Annotated in this window: 15 protein-coding genes and 1 pseudogene; 15 read left to right on the top strand and 1 reads right to left on the bottom strand. The window is 55.5% G+C overall.

Features of this window, described 5'->3' with window-relative positions:
- Positions 1-97 precede the first annotated feature (97 nt).
- The 3 genes from LPQ25_RS22870 (at position 98) to LPQ25_RS22880 (ending at position 3,142) form a co-directional block, all read left to right on the top strand.
- The gene (locus LPQ25_RS22870; RefSeq protein WP_012737302.1) at positions 98-709 is read left to right on the top strand and encodes a PFL_4669 family integrating conjugative element protein; all 612 of its coding nucleotides are present in this window, start codon (positions 98-100) and stop codon (positions 707-709) included.
- Entirely contained in the window at positions 699-1,124 is a 426-nt protein-coding gene (locus tag LPQ25_RS22875; protein ID WP_014908051.1) for a DUF3158 family protein, read from the top strand. Before LPQ25_RS22870 ends, LPQ25_RS22875 begins: the two co-directional genes overlap by 11 nt.
- A 191-nt stretch (positions 1,125-1,315) precedes the next feature.
- The gene (locus LPQ25_RS22880; protein WP_014908052.1) at positions 1,316-3,142 is read left to right on the top strand and encodes a DNA topoisomerase III; all 1,827 of its coding nucleotides are present in this window, start codon (positions 1,316-1,318) and stop codon (positions 3,140-3,142) included.
- Positions 3,143-3,189: 47 nt separating this feature from the next.
- Here the strand turns inward: LPQ25_RS22880 and LPQ25_RS22885 are convergent, their stop codons facing one another.
- A complete protein-coding gene (locus LPQ25_RS22885; RefSeq protein WP_012737298.1) occupies positions 3,190-3,660 on the bottom strand; it encodes an Hsp20 family protein in 471 nt (156 codons plus the stop codon).
- Between the two features lie 386 nt (positions 3,661-4,046).
- Between LPQ25_RS22885 and LPQ25_RS22890 the strand changes: the two genes are divergently transcribed.
- From LPQ25_RS22890 to LPQ25_RS22945, 12 genes and pseudogenes are all read left to right on the top strand, one after another.
- Positions 4,047-4,490: an STY4534 family ICE replication protein gene (locus LPQ25_RS22890; protein ID WP_012737296.1), complete on the top strand. Its 444-nt coding sequence runs from the start codon at positions 4,047-4,049 to the stop codon at positions 4,488-4,490.
- A gap of 70 nt (positions 4,491-4,560) precedes the next feature.
- The gene (locus LPQ25_RS22895) at positions 4,561-4,944 is read left to right on the top strand and encodes a hypothetical protein (RefSeq protein ID WP_012737295.1); all 384 of its coding nucleotides are present in this window, start codon (positions 4,561-4,563) and stop codon (positions 4,942-4,944) included.
- A 111-nt stretch (positions 4,945-5,055) separates the two neighbouring features.
- Positions 5,056-5,715, top strand: a complete 660-nt coding sequence (pilL2, locus tag LPQ25_RS22900) for a PFGI-1 class ICE element type IV pilus protein PilL2 (protein WP_041937761.1) — start codon at positions 5,056-5,058, stop codon at positions 5,713-5,715.
- A gap of 3 nt (positions 5,716-5,718) precedes the next feature.
- The gene (locus tag LPQ25_RS22905; RefSeq protein WP_012737293.1) at positions 5,719-6,393 is read left to right on the top strand and encodes a TIGR03759 family integrating conjugative element protein; all 675 of its coding nucleotides are present in this window, start codon (positions 5,719-5,721) and stop codon (positions 6,391-6,393) included.
- Complete coding sequence (locus LPQ25_RS22910; protein ID WP_012737292.1) at positions 6,372-6,890, top strand: transglycosylase SLT domain-containing protein; 519 nt, start codon at positions 6,372-6,374, stop codon at positions 6,888-6,890. The genes LPQ25_RS22905 and LPQ25_RS22910 overlap by 22 nt, the downstream gene beginning before the upstream one ends.
- Complete coding sequence (gene traD, locus LPQ25_RS22915) at positions 6,887-8,905, top strand: type IV conjugative transfer system coupling protein TraD (protein WP_012737291.1); 2,019 nt, start codon at positions 6,887-6,889, stop codon at positions 8,903-8,905. Before LPQ25_RS22910 ends, traD begins: the two co-directional genes overlap by 4 nt.
- On the top strand, positions 8,902-9,534 hold the full coding sequence (locus tag LPQ25_RS22920; protein WP_012737290.1) for an IncC plasmid conjugative DNA transfer DtrJ family protein: 633 nt from the start codon (positions 8,902-8,904) through the stop codon (positions 9,532-9,534). Before traD ends, LPQ25_RS22920 begins: the two co-directional genes overlap by 4 nt.
- Before the next feature lie 602 nt (positions 9,535-10,136).
- Positions 10,137-15,092, top strand: a complete 4,956-nt coding sequence (locus LPQ25_RS22925; RefSeq protein ID WP_012737289.1) for an AAA domain-containing protein — start codon at positions 10,137-10,139, stop codon at positions 15,090-15,092.
- The gene (locus tag LPQ25_RS22930) at positions 15,085-16,671 is read left to right on the top strand and encodes a hypothetical protein (protein ID WP_014908058.1); all 1,587 of its coding nucleotides are present in this window, start codon (positions 15,085-15,087) and stop codon (positions 16,669-16,671) included. The genes LPQ25_RS22925 and LPQ25_RS22930 overlap by 8 nt, the downstream gene beginning before the upstream one ends.
- A gap of 359 nt (positions 16,672-17,030) precedes the next feature.
- A pseudogene (locus LPQ25_RS22935) lies at positions 17,031-17,261 on the top strand (integrative conjugative element protein, RAQPRD family); the annotation flags it as partial.
- 70 nt (positions 17,262-17,331) lie between these two features.
- Complete coding sequence (locus LPQ25_RS22940) at positions 17,332-17,565, top strand: TIGR03758 family integrating conjugative element protein (protein WP_012737287.1); 234 nt, start codon at positions 17,332-17,334, stop codon at positions 17,563-17,565.
- 9 nt (positions 17,566-17,574) lie between these two features.
- Entirely contained in the window at positions 17,575-17,892 is a 318-nt protein-coding gene (locus LPQ25_RS22945; RefSeq protein ID WP_012737286.1) for a TIGR03745 family integrating conjugative element membrane protein, read from the top strand.

Consider the following 17,892-nt stretch of genomic DNA (forward strand, 5'->3'; position numbering starts at 1 on the left):
GGCGAAATTAACTTTCTGCGGGCCAGATGGGTTTCCTGTCGCCTGGCTCATTGCGCGGACCGACACTGCGGGCATCTGAATCCATGGAGAATTTCCGATGCCTGGCACAACCCTGTTCAGCGATATCTGCATCACCCTGCACACCCGCGTCGCCGCCCGGCTGTGGCAGGCGCATCCCACTGGCATGCTGCTCTGTCTGGCGTTACTCAGGCGTCTGCTGCGCGCCGAAGAGGCCGACGATCCGTGGGCCGCCCACTGGCTGAAGCAACTGCGCATCCGCCTGAACCTGATCGCGCACCTGCTGAAGCAAAAAAATCGTCGGCTGGACCAGGCCTTCGCCAGCCTGCCGGGCGCTATCCACACCACGCAGGTCAGTAACCCGTCCCCGACCGAATTCATCCTGCCGCTGGCGCTGTTCTCGCCACCCGGTTCGCGCCTGCTGCAACAGTTGATTGATTACGATCTGCTGGTCCGCCGCACCCTGCTTGCCTGGCACCTCGGCCTTATCACCCAAGCGGAGAAGCGCGATTTCATTGCCACCATCCCACGGCTAATGCTCCAGGTGTTCAGCTTCGTGAACCGCTTTCGCACCACTGGCGTGACCCGCGCCGACGTGAGGGCGAACAGTCCGCTGGCGCAGTCGATGGCGCATAAGCTCGGGAATTTGCCCAAAAAGATGCTTGCGGAGATCCTGCGTGATGAACAATGACGACGACGAAGAAAGCGCCGCCCGCAAAAGCTCGCTAAAGGGCCTTTTAAAGGCCTTTAAGGGTAAGGGAGAGCTGCGAGCGCTGGTGCGGGAATTACAGACGCTGCGCATACAGTTGCAACTACGCCAGCCGGTGCTGAAACAGGCGGTGTATGAATTGCCGGGGCGTAACGTACCGCTGATCCTGTGCAGCAACCCGGCGCGCTCCGGCGTCAGCTATCTGCGCTGGCGTAATCTGGACAACAACCGTTCGGGAGGCGTGGCGTTGCAGGAGGCCATTCAACAGCCTGACGTAAGCGATGAACTGCGCGATGCGCTGATGGCGCTCGAATGGCGGCGGCAGGTGCTGAATACGCAGCTTTCGGTGGTGATGTTTATGCTGCGGCGGATACAGCTGTTAACCACGCTGGTTTAAAATTTTGCGTAAAGTTAAACCCTGAGTGTCACTTTAGCGAAAATTTTAAACTCACCTCATGCACCTTAAAACACGTACTATCCGCTTAATGCGCGTTTTAAGGTGCAATTTTTACCTGCTCCCTCCAGTTTCCCATGTCGCCTTACCCCTCCGGCACACCAAGCTGAACTCCCTTTCACCGGAGACATCCCATGCAACTTTACCTGTGCGAAAAACCCTCTCAGGCGCGCGATATCGCCCGTGTTCTTGACGCCCGTAACCGCAGCGACGGCTACCTGCATAACGCCACCGTGACCATCACCTGGTGCTTCGGCCATCTGCTGAGCATGGCCGCGCCGGAGGATTACGATCCGGCGCTGAAACACTGGCGGGCAGAGCATCTGCCGTTTATTCCCCCGGCATGGCGGCTGGTGATCCGCCCGGAGGTGCGCAAGCAGTTCCGTATCATCGAAAAGCTGCTGAAACAGGCGGATGCAGTGGTGATTGCCACCGATGCCGACCGCGAAGGCGAAACCATCGCCCGTGAAATTCTGGAGCAATGTCGCTGGCGCGGTCCGGTCCAGCGGCTGTGGCTGTCGGCACTGGATGACGCCAGTATCCACAAGGCGCTTGCTGCGATGCGATCCGGTGACAGTACGTATCCGCTGTATCAGGCTGGACTGGCGCGCGCCCGCGCCGACTGGCTGGTCGGCATCAACATGACCCGCGCCTGCACGCTGATGAACCGGCGGCACAAAGGCGTGCTCTCCGTGGGCCGGGTGCAGACGCCGACCTTACGCCTGGTGGTGGAACGCGACCGGGAGATATCCCGCTTCACGCCCCGCCCCTGGTGGCGGGTGGACGCCCGGTTGCATGCTGAGGGCACTACCTTTCTGGCGCAGTGGCAACCCGATGGGGTGTACTGTGACGACGAAGGCCGCTGTATCCGTGAATCCGCCGCCCGTGAGGCCACTGCGAGCCTGCAACAGGCCGGGACCACGCTGGTACTGGATGTGACCACCCGGCGGGAGAAAACGCCGCCACCGCTGGCCTTCACCCTCAGCGCCCTGCAGCAGGTCTGCTCAAAACAGTGGGGCATGGGCGCGCAGGAGGTACTGGATATCGCCCAGCGCCTGTATGAAACCCATAAGGCCACCACCTATCCGCGCACCGACTGCGGCTGGCTGCCGCTCTCCATGCACACTGAAGCACCGCAGGTTCTGGCGGCGCTGGTCGCCAGCGACATCTCACTGCAGCCCCTCGCCACGCAACTGAATTTGCAACAACACTCCCGGCTATGGGACGACAGCAAAATCACCGCCCACCATGGCATCATCCCGACCCGTAAAACGGTAGATCTGACGCAGATGAATGACAGCGAGCGCAAGGTTTACGGCCTGGTACGCAGCCATTTTCTGGCGCAGTTTCTGTCGGACCATGAGGTGGATAAAACCGACCTGCGCCTGAACTGCGCTGGGGAAACGCTGGCTGCCCGAGGCTCAGTCGTGATTGTCAGCGGCTGGCAACAACTGTTTTTACGCGAGATGGCAACACATTCACCGGAAGAAACGCAGTCACTTCCCGTCCTGCAACAGGGACAAACCTGCCAGGTGGAACAGGTAGACGTTCGCGCCCGTCAGACTCAACCGCCGGAGCACTACACCGAAGGGACGCTGATTGCCGCGATGAAAAACGCCGCCCGTTTTGTCAGCGATGAGCGCTTGAAACAGCGGCTGAAAGAGAACGCCGGTATTGGCACCGAAGCCACCCGCGCCGGGATTATCCAGACGCTGCTTAAGCGTGGTTATCTGATTAAGCAACGCCGCTTTCTGTTGGCAACGGATACCGCCAGCGCGCTGATTGACGCCCTGCCGGAAAAGCTGAAAGATCCGGGCACCACTGCACTGTGGGAGCAGATGCTGGATGACATCGCGACGGGGAAAATGGGGCTGGAGGCGTTCCTGGTGCAGCAGCAAGAAACCGTTACAGCGCTCACGGCTCAAATAGTCAGAGGCCAGAAAAGTGGCTCATCAGGTTAGCAAAACGCCCGGCGTTTGCCGGGCGTGAAAACAACGTCAGTCAACGATTACGGCTTGTGTTCAATCGCCGGGTTGTTGTTGATGGCGATGCGCTGCGGTTTCTCTTCTTCCGGGATATCCTGGTGTAATTCAATCGCCAGCAAGCCGTTTTCCAGCGAAGCGCCGGTCACTTTCACATGCTCCGGCAGACTATAGCTGGCCCGGAAGTCGCTGCGGCTGATACCCCGATGGATCCATCCTTCTTCGCCGTTTTCGGTTTTCTCCTCTTCACGTTTACCGCTAATGTTCAGCTGACCGCCGACGGTTTCAATTTCCAGTTCGCTCTCTTTCCAGCCCGGCACACTGAGCGTCAGTTCATAGCGGTTATCACCCATCCGCCGGATATTGTAAGAAGGCGTGGAGGGCAACGGTGTACTGCCGGTTAGCTGGCTAAAAAGGCGATCGATGCGGTTAAAACGGTCCGCAAACAGAGAGTCGGAGAGATCGTGCAACATGGGAAAAGTTCTGAGAGTCATCATGTACCTCCTGAACAGTAAAAAAGAATATTCAAAAAGTTCATGTCTTGTGGGCAGTGTTCCTTACCCGCTTTCTATATGAGGTTACTGCACAATATTTCAACTCACCGAAGCGCAATTTTGTGATTAAAATCACATATCTTCCGCTCAGCCTGTCACGGAAATTATTCAGCCACCGGTAACAAATCTCGCTGTCCTCTCACCCCGAAAGCTGTTGCTGTAATGCCGTTATCAACAAAACCCGCCATGCATTCCTGAAACGCGGAGGCGCACAGCGCGGAATGCCCGTACTGCCAGTAACTCAGCGGTCTCACAGCCAATGAGCCAAACCCGAAGCGGGACGTTCCCGCGCATGGGGCCTCCGCACCTTTCAACACGGAGATACCACCATGAACGATACCCATTACTTCAACCTGTATACCAGCGGTCTGGGCTACCTCAACCGCATCCGGGAAGTGACCCCGAAAAAAGGCGAACCGTTCCTGTGCTGCGACATTGCCGCACTGCGGGGCGAAGCCAGCAACGCGGAGCACACCTGGTTCGACTGCCGCGTCAGCGGCAAGGAAGCGCAGAAACTGGTGCGCCGCTGTATTGACGCCTGTGAGCAGAAGCGCAAGGTACTGATCCAGTTCCGCCTCGGCGATCTGTATGCCGACACCTTTGTCTACAGCAAAGGCGACCGTAAAGGCGAAACCGGCGTCAGCCTGAAAGCCCATCTGCTGCACATCGGGCTCATAAAAATTGATGGTGAAGAGGTTTACCGGGCAGAGCGCGAAGCGGAATCCCAGCCAGCGCCAGCCGCACCGCCAGCAGTGCCTGTACCGCAGTTCTGACGCACAGCATTCACCCTGCCGGGGAAATTCCCCGCCGGGGCGTTTCCTCGGCTTTTTACCGGAGAAACGCATGATGAATACCGTATTGAACTCACGCGAAGAAGCCCTTAACCGGGGCAAACTGATTAACCTTGATGACGAGGCGCTGGACGCTGGCTTACCGCTGGATCTGGCCATTACCCTTCCGGCCCACAAGCACTGTCTTGAAGACCGGGATGACAACACCATCATGGAGTTGCTGAAAGGTGTTGAGATGGCAGCGGTAGTGGCCTTTATCTCCCACCAACCGCCGCAACGCACCATTCGTATCGATTACCGCTCGGTGCTGACGCAAAAAACCAACGGCAGCACACAGCAGCAAACCGTCAGGCTGACGTTACGCGTTCATTTTTCTGAGCAAGGCATCCCCATCGCCGCCACGCTGGGGCTGAGGGGGGAAAGATTCCCTTACTGATCTGATTTTGCGCCCTTAACCGGGCGCTATTTTTTTCCGCCGCAAACAGTTGTCGGTAGTTCCTTGCCCTCTTATCCAGCACGCTCCTTTCAAAGCACTGTGGAGGATGCGATGAAACGACTGCTGCCAGCCCTGATACTGTCCATTTTCAACGCCGTGGCCGCTGCCTCTCCAGACGCGCCAGAAGTCGTCCGCTACGACCGCTATCTGCTGGTCAGCCCGTCACCGCAACAGCCGCCACTCGAACAGCTTACCGCCCTGTCCATTCCGCCCGGTTTTCACCCGACGGTAGGGGAAGCGTTGCAGTACCTGCTGCGTGGCAGCGGCTGGTCCTTGTGTCTTGCCGATGCGCGCCGGGCGCAGCTTTATGGCCTCCCGTTACCGTTGAGCCAGTACCACACCGGCCCGCTGCGCCTGAAGGCCGCCCTGCAACTGCTGGCGAGCCCGGCATGGCGGATGACCACCGACGAAAACCGCCGTGAAGTCTGTTTTACCAGCGACCGTTCCCTCCCCCCGACGGTGGCTTACCGTCATCCCGTGTCCCTCCGCCCTTTGGGGCCGTTAACGGCCCCGTTTTTTTTCGCCGGGACCGTACAGCGCGGTGATATCCGCCTGGCAGTGATTGTGCCGCCCGAAGCCGTTTACCTCCATCAGGTGGTATGGCTGCGCAGGGGAGAACAGTGGCATGGCTGGCGTCTGGAGCGGTTTGATGAGCGCCGGGCAGTGTTCCGTCACGGCAAGCGCCAGCTAACGCTGAAAGTGCCGGAGTAAGCGATGAAACGCCTGATTCTCCTGGTACTACTCATCGCCAGTGTGGGGGCGCAACCGCTTCAGGTGCAGACCAGCCAGAACGCGGACTCAGCCCTGCAACCCCTGACCATGCAACAACAGGCTGCAATCTGGGGCGTCACGCCGGAAGAGTGGCAGCGCTATCTCACGCTGAAGCAGCAGGCGCGCGGCGTCTGGTCGCCGGGGCTCGATCCGCTAACCATGCTGGGTGTGGAGGCCGAAAACGACCATGAGCGCCAGCGCTTCGCCGAACTGCTGGTCAGACAGGAATACCAGCGGCTGGAGAAGGAACTCGCCTTCCAGCGCGCCTATGATGCCGCCTGGCAACGCCTCTATCCGGGCCTGACGCCGCTGAAAACCACGTCCGCCAGCACTGCCCGGGTTTCGCTGTTTGTCCAGGATAACTGCCCGCCCTGCGACAGCCTGCTGCGTACCCTGCTGGCGCAACAGCGCTCGCTGGATATCTGGCTGGTCGGAAGCGAAGGCGATGATAACCGGGTGCGCCGCTGGGCGATGGCGCATGGCATTGATGCAAAACTGGTGAGTGAACACAGCATCACACTTAACCACGACGCGGGACGCTGGCTCCTTTTAGGGCAGAGCAAAATCCCGGTGGCGCTGGAGCGTAAGGGGGAGCAATGGCGCGAGGTCCAGCCCTGATCCTGCTGCTGCCCTGCCTGGCGCTGGCACAGCCTCTGCCGGAAGCGTACCTGCGCGCCGCAGAGCATTTCCGCGTGCCGCCGGAGCTACTATGGGCCGTCACGCAGACCGAAAGCGGCGCGAACCTGAACGGCAGACATCTTCCGTGGCCGTGGACGCTCAATATCAAAGGGACCGGCTACCGCTACGCCAGCCGGGAGCAGGCCTGTCAGGCGCTGCTGGCCGCTATCCGCCGCATCAGCCCGAAGCGCATTGACGTGGGGCTCGGGCAAATCAATATCGGCTGGCACCGGGCGTATTTTGACTCTCCCTGCGATGCCTTGCATCCGCTGCAGAACCTGTCGCTCACCGCCCGCCTGCTGCGTAAGCGCTACGATGAACGTCCCGGAAGCTGGCTCAATGCTGCCGCCCGTTATCACCGTCCTGCTGGCGGCGCGCCTGCCGCACGCTACCGCAAGCTGGTCAGCCGCCATCTGCAACGGGCAACACCGCCATGAGCCGCTACGCCCTGGAGGCGCTGCTGCGCCCACCCGTGGAGTTTTACAGCACCGTCACCGCTGGCTGTGGCGCATTAATCTGCCTGACGCAGGCCCCACTGCTGATGCTGACGCTATGGCAGGCCCGCCTGATGGCCAGCGCCCTGATGCTGCTGGCCCTCCGACGCGGCTGGCAGGGCTGGCACATCGTGCGCTACCACCGCAACCTCCTGTGCCTGCCGCGCTACGCGCTCACCAGCCGGAAAATCCCGGTCAGCCGCCAGCGGCTGTTTCTCGGTAAAGGCTTTCGCTGGCTGCCCATCCACACCCAACGGCTGTACGACTGCCTGCAACCGGAAGCCGCACGCTGGCTGCGCCCCGGAGGGTGTTATCGCCTGGCAAGGCATATCGAAAAACGCGCCGAACATACTCTTCCCCGTCTTACCCGGCTGCTCAGCGCCGATCGCTGGCTGAATCCGGTGCGCCCACTGCCGCCCGTTGGCGGCAATCCGTGGCTGCACGGGGTGGAGCTGAAAGAGTGCGACGTCACCCTGCCGCTCAGTGAACGCCCCGGCCACACGCTGGTGCTCGGCACCACCCGCGTCGGCAAAACCCGGCTGGCGGAACTGCTTGCCACTCAGGACATCCGCCGTGGTGAGGTGGTAATCGTTTTCGATCCGAAAGGCGACGCGGATCTACTGAAGCGTCTGTGGACAGAGGCGCAGCGCGCCGGACGCGGCGACCGCTTTATCCTGTTCCATCTGGCCTACCCAAAGATCTCCGCCCGCTACAACGCGATAGGGCGCTTTGGCCGCATCTCGGAAGTGGCATCGCGCCTCACCGGACAGCTTTCCGGCGAAGGTAACTCGGCAGCCTTCCGCGAGTTCGCCTGGCGCTTTGTCAACATCATCGCCCGCGCCCTGGTGGCGCTCGGACAGCGCCCCGACTATCAGTTAATTTCCCGCCACGTGGTCAATATCGACGCCCTGTTTATCGACTATGCCCGCATCGTGCTGCCGCGCCACAACGCTCGGGCGTGGGAAGTGGTGGCGCAACTGGCGGAGCGCGTTAACGACAAAAACACGCCGCGCCATATGCTGGGACGCGATCCTCACGTAGTGGCGCTGGAACAGTACCTCAACGCGGAGAAATTCTACGATCCGATCCTCGACGGTCTGCTCTCGGCGGTGCGCTATGACAAAACCTACTTCGACAAGATTGTCGCTTCGCTGCTGCCGCTGCTGGAAAAGCTGACCACCGGTACGCTCGCCGCCCTGCTCGCCCCGGACTACCACGATCTGGATGATGCACGCCCGATCCTCGACTGGCAGCAGGCGATCCGTCAGAAAGCAGTGGTGTATGTCGGACTGGATGCGCTGTCTGATGCGGTGGTTGCTGCCGCCGCCGGCAATTCCATGTTTGCCGACCTGGTGAGCGTTGCCGGGCATCTCTATAAATTTGGCCTCAATGATGGACTGCCCGGCAATAGCGAAAAACCGTCGCCTGTCAACCTGCACTGCGATGAGTTTAATGAACTGATGGGGGAGGAGTTTATCCCGCTGGTCAACAAGGGTGGCGGCGCGGGCATTCAGGTCACCGCCTACACCCAGACGCTGAGTGATATTCAGGCCCGCATCGGCAGCGCCCCCAAGGCAGGCCAGGTGGTGGGTAACTTTAATAACCTGATTATGCTGCGGGTGTGCGAAACCGCCACCGCCGAACTGCTGACGAAGCAACTGCCGCAGGTGGAAGTGCGCAGCCGTCAGGTTAGCTCCGGCGTCACCGACACGCCGGGCGGCATCAACAGCTTCAGCAGCAACACACGCGAGCAGGTAGTTACCCGCAATGTACCGCTGCTGGATACCGCCGCGCTGATCCAGCTTCCCAAAGGTCAGGCTTTTGCTCTACTTGAGGGTGGACAGTTGTGGAAAATTCGTCTGCCACTGCCCGTGGCGGATAAACCCTGCCCACTACCGGAGTCCGTCGCACAACTGGCGGCCTGGATGCAGACGCGCCAGCAGGGACAGGCGGAATGAGTGAGCAGCGAACGCCTCCGTCACGCCCACCACAGGGACCAATTGGCTGGCTGCTGTCGCTGACCGGGCGGCTCATCGGGCTGGTTATTGGTGCGCTGGTGCTGCGGATTGTATTGGAACTGGCGGGGCTGTATTTCTGGTGGCCTCAGGAAGGGAGCAGGCATGTTTTTCAGGTGATGAACCGGGAGCGGGTGGAGCTGGTTATTGCGTTACAGCCACATCCACTGAAGGATGAAATTGTCATGCTGCTGGAGAACGGGGCAACTCGCGTGCTTATGCCCAACTGGCTTCTGAAGAAACCGTTCACCGGCCTGGCCTATACGCTGGTGAGTTTTATGCAGCGCCTGATATGGCTTGCCGCCATGCTCCCCCTGCTCTGCCTGTGTGTTTTAATCGGACTGATAGAAGGTCTAGTACAACGGGACTTGAGGCGGTTTGGCTCCGGGCTGAAATCGGTTTTTCTCCACCGCTACGTCATCAGGTCCGGCAGTTCAGTCGCCACCACGCTGTGGGTGTTTTATCTGGCACAGCCGCTGTTTCTGCCCTCTATGCTGATTTTACTGCCTGCCACCTTATGGTTTGGAGTAACGGTATGGATAGTGGCTGGTAGCTTTAAGCGCTGGTTATAAACCGCTCAATACTAACTTTCCCATTTTCAACCACTGAGTCTAGTTTTATCGATTTGCTGAGAGACGATCTTTTCCACCAACAAGAATCGCTGTAAATCTATCGACTGAATTAGATCAAGTCTGAGCTCATGGGTAGTTTCGTGCCAATAGCGAACTTTTAGGTCTAAACGTTCTCATGCCGAGGGCAAATTGGGTCGAGCACGATATTAAAAATATGGCACTGACTACCTTAAGAAGGGGACTTTATAACATTACTACACTATCAGAAGCCGACCACTAGCGCTGATTGTGCTTTCTTATACTGATACATTTGTCGTGACATATTCCGTTCGCATTTGATAAGCATCACTTTTACTCAACAGATGTGATGTTACAGTCGAAAGTCCTATTTAGGGGTAAGTCAGTGGTTCTCGCATTCGGCGAGGGCTGTGGGGCGTACCCACTGATGAACTCTACGAAAATATGAAATTTCTCACAATTGGTCTTATAGACCATTGCTATGCAGCGCTCATGTCGCCGTCTAATATCATTTATAGCACATCGCTATTTACAAACGCCTTCGTCCTATACGTCTCCGTTTACTCACAACCGGAGGCAACTCAATGAAACTACATATCGCGGCAACGCAAGGGTTACACCAAAACGAGCACAATGCCATTCTTGCCATTGAGAAAGCCCTTCCTGCACACTGGGTTGGGTATGCGGGTATCTTGTTGCTCGACAAAAATCGTAAAAGTCTAGAATTTGATGTATTGATCTTCGCCGAGGATCGCATCTTGATGATAGAACTTAAGAACTTCCACGGCCAAATTCATATGGAAGACGACCAGTGGATCCAGACCACGCCTAGTGGGCGTAAAATCAAGCATGGCTCTCCCATCGACCGCAAGCGTGAGCACGCCCAACGAATCAAGTCCATGTTCGATGAAGAGCTGCGCGCGCTGTGGGGGAATACTTTCTACGAAATCCAAGCGTTGGTAGTTCTCTCTGGCGATGCAAAGATTACACAGCTATCGCCAAAGGATAAAGGCTTTGTGCTAACGCTTGATGAGTTCTTGACCATCGCGAATCTAGATACCTATTTTGACAAAATGCCCTACACCAAGGCTGAAGGGTATTTTCGCCGCTATCCTGAAAAGCGCCCATGTGCCCCCGGGCAAATTGCCATTTTTGAGAAGTGGAAACGTGGAGGGAGTTATGTCCAGATCCGCCAGAAGCTCGAAGCAGGCTATGTAATCACGGAGAAGACCCCACATCTAGAGGGCCCCCACGATTACTACAATGAGTTTGACGGCGAACATGAGCGTGATTCGGACGACAAAAGCCAGATACGAATATGGGACTTCACTAAGATGGCCCATGTCGGCACAGATATGTCTGTGCGCGTTTTTTTTGGCTTACGTGAGGACCGAACGCAGCGGCATATACGTCGAACCGATAGTCAACTAGGCAAAGACTATTTATTGGAACCCAAGCACAACCTTCAAGAAGACACACTTACCGTGGACATGGCCGAAGTCTACCAACTTCCTAGGCTAGCCGAGCGTTTGGACGAATACCTAGTATCTACACCGTTGTCGATTGAAAAACGTACATTATTATTAAGAGCTCTGCTAACTCCCTTGGCCGGTATGCATGCCATGGGAGTATATCACCGCGATTTGAGTGCTAAACGCTTGTGGTGGGACCGGGAACGCAATGCCATCATCGTCAGTGGCCTGACAAGTGCCAAATTTCCGGATTTGGGGCATAAAAGCATCAGCGATATGCGTCAGGAGTTGGATACAACGGGTATCGTGCTGCCAGAAGATGCCTTTGGTGAGACCGAGGTATTGGGTCAAGCGGTGGATGTGTTCCAACTGGGAGTACTGTGTTACCAAATTGCCTATGGAGAGCATCTAACCTTATCCCAAGATGAGCCCCCCCAATGGAAGCAGCCTCTAAATGACCCCTTCGAAGGTAAACTAGACAGATTTATCCAGCGTAGCCTAGAGCACGATGCATCAGAGCGCCACACAGATGCGGGTGCAATGCTGGAGGCGCTTACGCGAACCCTGAATTTTCAAAACCTCGATACTAACGAAGATAAGGTTAGGGTGCTCAATGCGTTAGCTGCATTCAATACTGATGCTATGCCGATAACGCAATATCCTCAGGTGGAAGCACCGAGTACTGATCCTCTGCGCCAACGTATGACTTTCCGCTCCACAACTGTTGATGGGCAGCCCTGTACTGTGCGTATATATTTGAATGCACGCCCCAACAAGGATAACCATGGTCAGTCCCAGCGGCTTCTGCACTTTCTTGAACGCTGTGCCGTCGCCTCCAATAATGTTTTGCCGATTCCGCCATTAATTGAATTCGGCTGCGGCATGATGGGAACACATGTCGTTCAGTCTTATGCCCTAGGGGAGAGCTTGGAACAATGGATGGTGCTGTCCAACCATAGTTATGAGGAGCGCTTCCAATTAGCTGATGCACTGATTCGTGCAGTGCATAACCTACACGATCTGGATCTAAGTCATGGTGATCTGAAACCGGAAAATTTATTGGTCCAGGCGGAAGGAGGCAAGCTGGGCATTCTGCTGCTTGATATGTTTGACTTAGAGCTGGATGGCCTTGCTCCGGCAAATTCTGAATACTCCCCAACCACCGACGTCAGCGCCACGGCGCGTGACCGCTATGCCGTATACATGATTGTAGATGAGATATTTGCTGCCTGCATTCATCCTGGCGCCAATAAAATACGTAGGGAGATCCGTAATGCGTTGGGAGATAATAACGCTGTACCTCGTAACCTAGACATGTTACGGCGCACAATGATACATGCAAATGAACCCGAGTTGGTTGAGGCTACGCCCTTGGTGATCGAGAGTTTGTATTTCCCCAACGAGCAGGGCGAACTGTTCGAGATGGACTCAGGCATCTACCACCTGACGGTCAATTATACTAAGGGTAATATTCTAAAATTATTCTTCTTGGGTGTGTCCCATAAATTGACACTGAATCTCAAAGTAGATGGGCCGAGTCTAACCGTGCATCGTATGTTCTATGACCGGTTAGGTACGGGGGAGATGGTGTATGACACCCGTAATAACCGCAAGAATGATAATCGTGCCATGTCGGTCGGGCAGCCCTTTTTACTTAAAAAAGGTTCTTATGGTGCGACAAATACTGAACTACTAAACTTTGTCAGAACATTACACGTAGTGCAACATGTCCTGGACATCAAGCCCGCAGAAGAACCACCGACGGCAGTTGCCGATGCTCCAGGGGAAAGTCTTAAGCGCCTCTGGCTGCGCCTAGTAGAAGTAGAGCGCGAAACACTGCCCACCGTCAAAGTGATTGCAAGCCCTAAGGAGCGAGATGGCATCGTTCATGTACAGGTTAATGAGAATATCGACGCTTTAGAGTTTGCTGATGATGACGTGATCAACGTGACAGCAGATGATCATGAAACTCACTTCGGCCAACTGGATGTTACTAAGTCCGGCAATGGTGTGCTGGTGCTCTCGGATGACAACCGCGGGAATAACTTCCGCCTGCAAAACATTCGAGAAGATACAATCCTGACTCTGTCTAATTCGGGTAGTGATGTTAGCTGGGAGCGACGAGACCGGGCACTATCACGCATTATTGCTGGTGATGCAGTGATGGGGGATCTAATCGACCGCTTCGTAATTGGCCCTCGAGGTTGCCAGCCTCCAGCATTACCTATGCCGACCGACGAACAAATCAGCCGCTATGGACTGGATGAGTCTAAACGCGCCGCATTCCTGTATTTGCTACAAAATCCACTCAGTGTGTTGATGGGCCCGCCGGGTACGGGAAAAACAACACTACTTAGCGCAACACTAGATTATCTGCTGAATGATGCTGACGTACGCCGCGTACTGGTGGTGAGTCAATCGCATACTGCGGTCGACGAAGTGGCTAACCGTGTGCGTGAGTTGAGCTTTAAGCGCCAGGAACAATCCCCGGATTTCAAACTGCCAAGCATTGTACGCTTAGGTGAGCGCCGCCGGGTCAGCGAAGGTATGCTGGATGTTCACACTAATGCTCTACAAGCTCAAGCCCGTACGGCCTTTCACCGCGATCTTGAAGTCCGGCTGCTAGCACTGTCAGCACGCCTGAAATTGCCTGAGGCATTTGTGCTGGAATCTGCCGCTCTGTATCGTTCCTGCGGTCGTGAATTGTTCGAGTTCACCCCTGCCCGAAATGAAGTAAGGGAATTCCAGCAAGATAGTGTCGATATGGATAACCTGCCAAATAATGAACGAATAGTTCGCTTGGCGGCTGAGCGTCGCCTAGATAATTTGACGAACGCTTTAACTGGCAGGTTGTCAGCCTTTACCGATATGCCCGACCAAGTATTGCATCACAATAAACCGCTGCTCGCGGTACTTAATATGATTGCCGAGCGACACCAGATTAATAATCCGCAGCGCATTGAACGGATGGCTGAGGTAATTAAGGTCGCCCACCACTGGTATCAGCGATTAGCCACAGACGAAACCGGCTATGCCGCCTTTGCTGCTCGTACCCGTCAATTGGTTGTTGGCACATTGGTTGGCATCGGGCATGGCGGATATCAACTGGATAAAAATGCCTTTGACTTGGTGGTAATTGATGAGGCTGCGCGCGCTACGTTTTCCGAGCTAGCCATAGCTATGCAGAGTGCGAAGCGAGTGCTATTAGTGGGGGACTACAACCAATTGGCACCTAGCTATGATGTGGCTCATGTACGCCAAGTCGCCCGTGATCTAGGCCTGAATGAGGTCGATGTAAAACGAACGGATTTTGAGCGAGCTTACGTCTTGAATGATGGTCACATGTTGTTGAAGCAATATCGGATGGCACCCGCGATAGGTGACATTATTAGCCACTGCTTCTATGACGGCACACTTGCGACCGGTCGGCCTTCTGCTCCCGAGTGGATGTCCTCCCTGCCCACCCCGTGGAATCGCACGGTGTCTTGGATCGATACCTCTGACAGTAAGTTGCAAGAAACGAATATCGGCAAGGGAATTGCCAATGAAGTTGAAGTTAACCTGTTGTGCAGCTTGCTGCGGCAATTGGTCGACGATGAGCAGGCGATGGGGCAGCTACGTCAGTGGAATGACAACGATACTACGCCAGCCATCGGGGTTATTACCGGTTACCGCAAGCAGGTGGAACTCCTGCAGATGCGGCTGGAATCTGAATCTTGGGCAGCGCCGATCCGCTCAATGATAAAGGTTGATACCATTGATTCCTATCAGGGCTCTGAAAATCGTATCATCTTATTAAGTTTAGTACGCCATAACTCTGAGCAAAAGGGCGGATTCATGACCGATAATGCCCGAGTTAACGTGGCCCTGTCTCGGGCAAAAGAGCGTCTGTTAATCATCGGTGCAGGGAGTATGTGGCAACAGGCGAATGCATGTCAGCCGCTGGCCCGTGTCTTCGACTATATCCACCAACAGTACTCATACCATAATAGTGAGTACCAAATCATTCGTTCAGCTGACCTGATCCATAATGCTTGCGCCGAGGTGCAGGAGAGTGACTATGTGTAACAAGACCCTTACCTTGAACAGAACAGCGCAGCAACCTGTGGAACTGCCGGCTGATTATGACCGCTTGCTACAAAGTATTACCGTGCTGGCACCAGTACAGAAGATCAGTCTGGACATTGATGTGACGCATAAAGCAGCGCTACCAGCGGTTCTTGAGTCAGCTCTTCTACTAGTGGCGCAACTCGAAATCGTGTCTCCTTCTGAGTTAGGAGGCTTTTTCGGACTCGCTGACCATGAGCGTCAGGTTCTGGTTGATGAAATGATCGACACTGGCCTCGTGCGATACAATGATGAAGGCGATATCGCGACTACAGTCAAGCTGACAATGCAGCGCCGAGAAGGCGCATCGGATGAGGGCATTGCAATTGAGGACGTGGAAAATCACCGTGACTTCACCTTCATCGACCTTTGCACTGGGCACATTCAGCCTAAGTGTAATGCGGACCTGCAGAAAGGTTTGCCCGAGTTGCCACGTAAGATCAATCGCAGTGACTTCACCGATTTGATCGCTAGCCAATTTCGTCGCTTTCAGATTTGCTTACCCGATACCAAGAGCAAGCGCGCACTGCGTAGCTCGAAGGCCCGACTCTACCGAGTGAATCGGGCCTCTGTTGGTCAATCGGGGTTGAAACAGCAGATCTCACTCGATATCCACGTCCATTCCGATCCTCTGAACGGGATACGTCTGGACTCACGGTTGATGGACTATAGCTTAGAGCATACACGCTTGATGGAAAGCTCCGGTCTCAAAACAGAGGCTATTAACTGGCTGCACGAGCGCAAGTTAGAGGCCGCTAGTTCCACACTAGAAGACTATTGTGATCTGGCAAAAGATATGGTGATCCGCCGATATATCGGACGTGATGGTAAGCTGGAACTAGGGCGTTTACTCCATGATCGCCAGCGCAGAAAAACCAGCTATGGTAACAGCACGATGCAACGTATGATGATTGGGCCTGTCTATGCAGCCCCCAATCGTAACACTTTAATTAAGTGGGCTGAACGGTTGCCACGTCAGCAGCAGGTACATCAAGGAATCTGGCTTGGTGCTACCAACGAGTTATTTGGCGCTAGTTTAGGTCTCGGGTCGTTCATCAAACAAATGAACACCGAGCTCGCAAGTGGAGAGCGCAACAGTCGCCTCAATTTGGCATTTCAGTGCGATGAGGAATTTCGGGCACAGCGTTTAATCACCAATCAGTTTAATAGCCGTACCGACGGTAGCCTACGAATTTTCCCAAAAGGCCGTTCTGAGTCGCACTTGGAAATATTGGTTTTCCCTGGCGAGTACGGTATGGCAGTGGTTCAGTACCATGCTGCTTTGGATCCGTCTCTTGGGTATGCTGGCCTTACATTGCCAATCGGCTACTTCACGACGGACCCTGAGCAGGTAGCTCAGTTGTGGATGCAGGTGCAGCAACGAATCCAGTCACCGGTTCGGTCAGCCGACCAGCCCGAGGTAGCGACAGATGATCTTAATAAGCTACTGGGTTGTGCTCCTGCAGAATTGGCACAAATGCTAGTCGACAATTCCGAGGAAAAACTGAAAAAACTGGTGGAAAGATTCAATCAACACTAGCGTCTCCCGCCCAGATGGTTAACGGTTGTCAAGCATCATGGTGACAACTAATTTGTGGTCTTTCCAATACATTAACCTTGAAAGACCACTTTTGCTCTTTGGGCAATAAAATTAGCAGCACTTGGCAATAGTGTCTTCTCGCTCATAGCAGACAGTGAAGTTTGATCGTTTGTTGCCACAGAACAGAGCCGGATGAATCCTGAGCCTATACACACCACAGGGTGCATTACCCTCTTCAGAAGTGGCATTGATAACCTAGCCACTTCTGAAAATTTTTATTCGATGTAAACAATTCCTCGCTGATCTTTCTCCAGCCTCTCATCTACCCTGCCCTGAATACGCTTCCTGAGAAGGCTGCCATGCAACATAGTCCATTATTTCTACTGTTGACTTTACTCATAGGGCCACAGTCCTATGCCTCCCCGGAATCCACCCAGCTCGCCCTCGCGCTGAAGCAACTCGACGGCGTAAAAACATCGCTGGAGCGCGCCCGGAACAGCGCCAGTGCCGACTCACAGTCGCGCTATTTCTTCGACAACTTACAGGCGCAGCAGGATCTCACCACCGTTGAACAAGGCATCCAGCACTACCTTGCCCCGGCAAGAGCGCAGCCGCGCGCCGTTCAGCCCCTGAGCGCCAGCTATCAGCGGGAGAACCCCGATGACTGGCTCCCAACTCGCCGCCTTTCAGGCCGCCAGCCTGAGCAAACCAGAGACCGTCAGTCTGCTGGTGCTCGGTCTGTTTACCAGCGCCCTGCTGCTGTGGTGCGCTTGGACACTGATGGTCGCTTGGCAGGGCGTCTGCCGCCAGCGCCTGAGCTGGCAGAGTTTTGGCGCGGTGGCGGCACGTTCACTGTTACTGGTGCTGGTCAGCTTCTGGCTGGTACTGAGCTGAGGAGGCATCATGCGCTGGCTTCTGTTATTGCTGTTCGCCACATTTAACGCCCTCGCCGACCTGCCTACGATGGAAGATCCCTCGCGCGGCCAGGGCCAGGGCATTATGGAGACGCTGCAAAACTACGGTTTTGACATCGTGGTGCTGCTAGCGCTGGCCATCTGTGCCGTCGGTTTTCTGGTGGTGGCGAACAACTGTATTGCCACCTATTCGGAGATCCAGAGCGGGCGTAAGCAGTGGAAAGATCTGGGCTCGATGGCGGGCGTCGGCAGCATACTGCTGGTGATCATCATCTGGCTGCTCAACCAGGCTTCGGACGTCCTGTAA

It is taken from the genome of Klebsiella sp. KPN54798, from assembly GCF_021184225.1.
In the GTDB taxonomy this organism is placed as follows: domain Bacteria; phylum Pseudomonadota; class Gammaproteobacteria; order Enterobacterales; family Enterobacteriaceae; genus Klebsiella; species Klebsiella pneumoniae.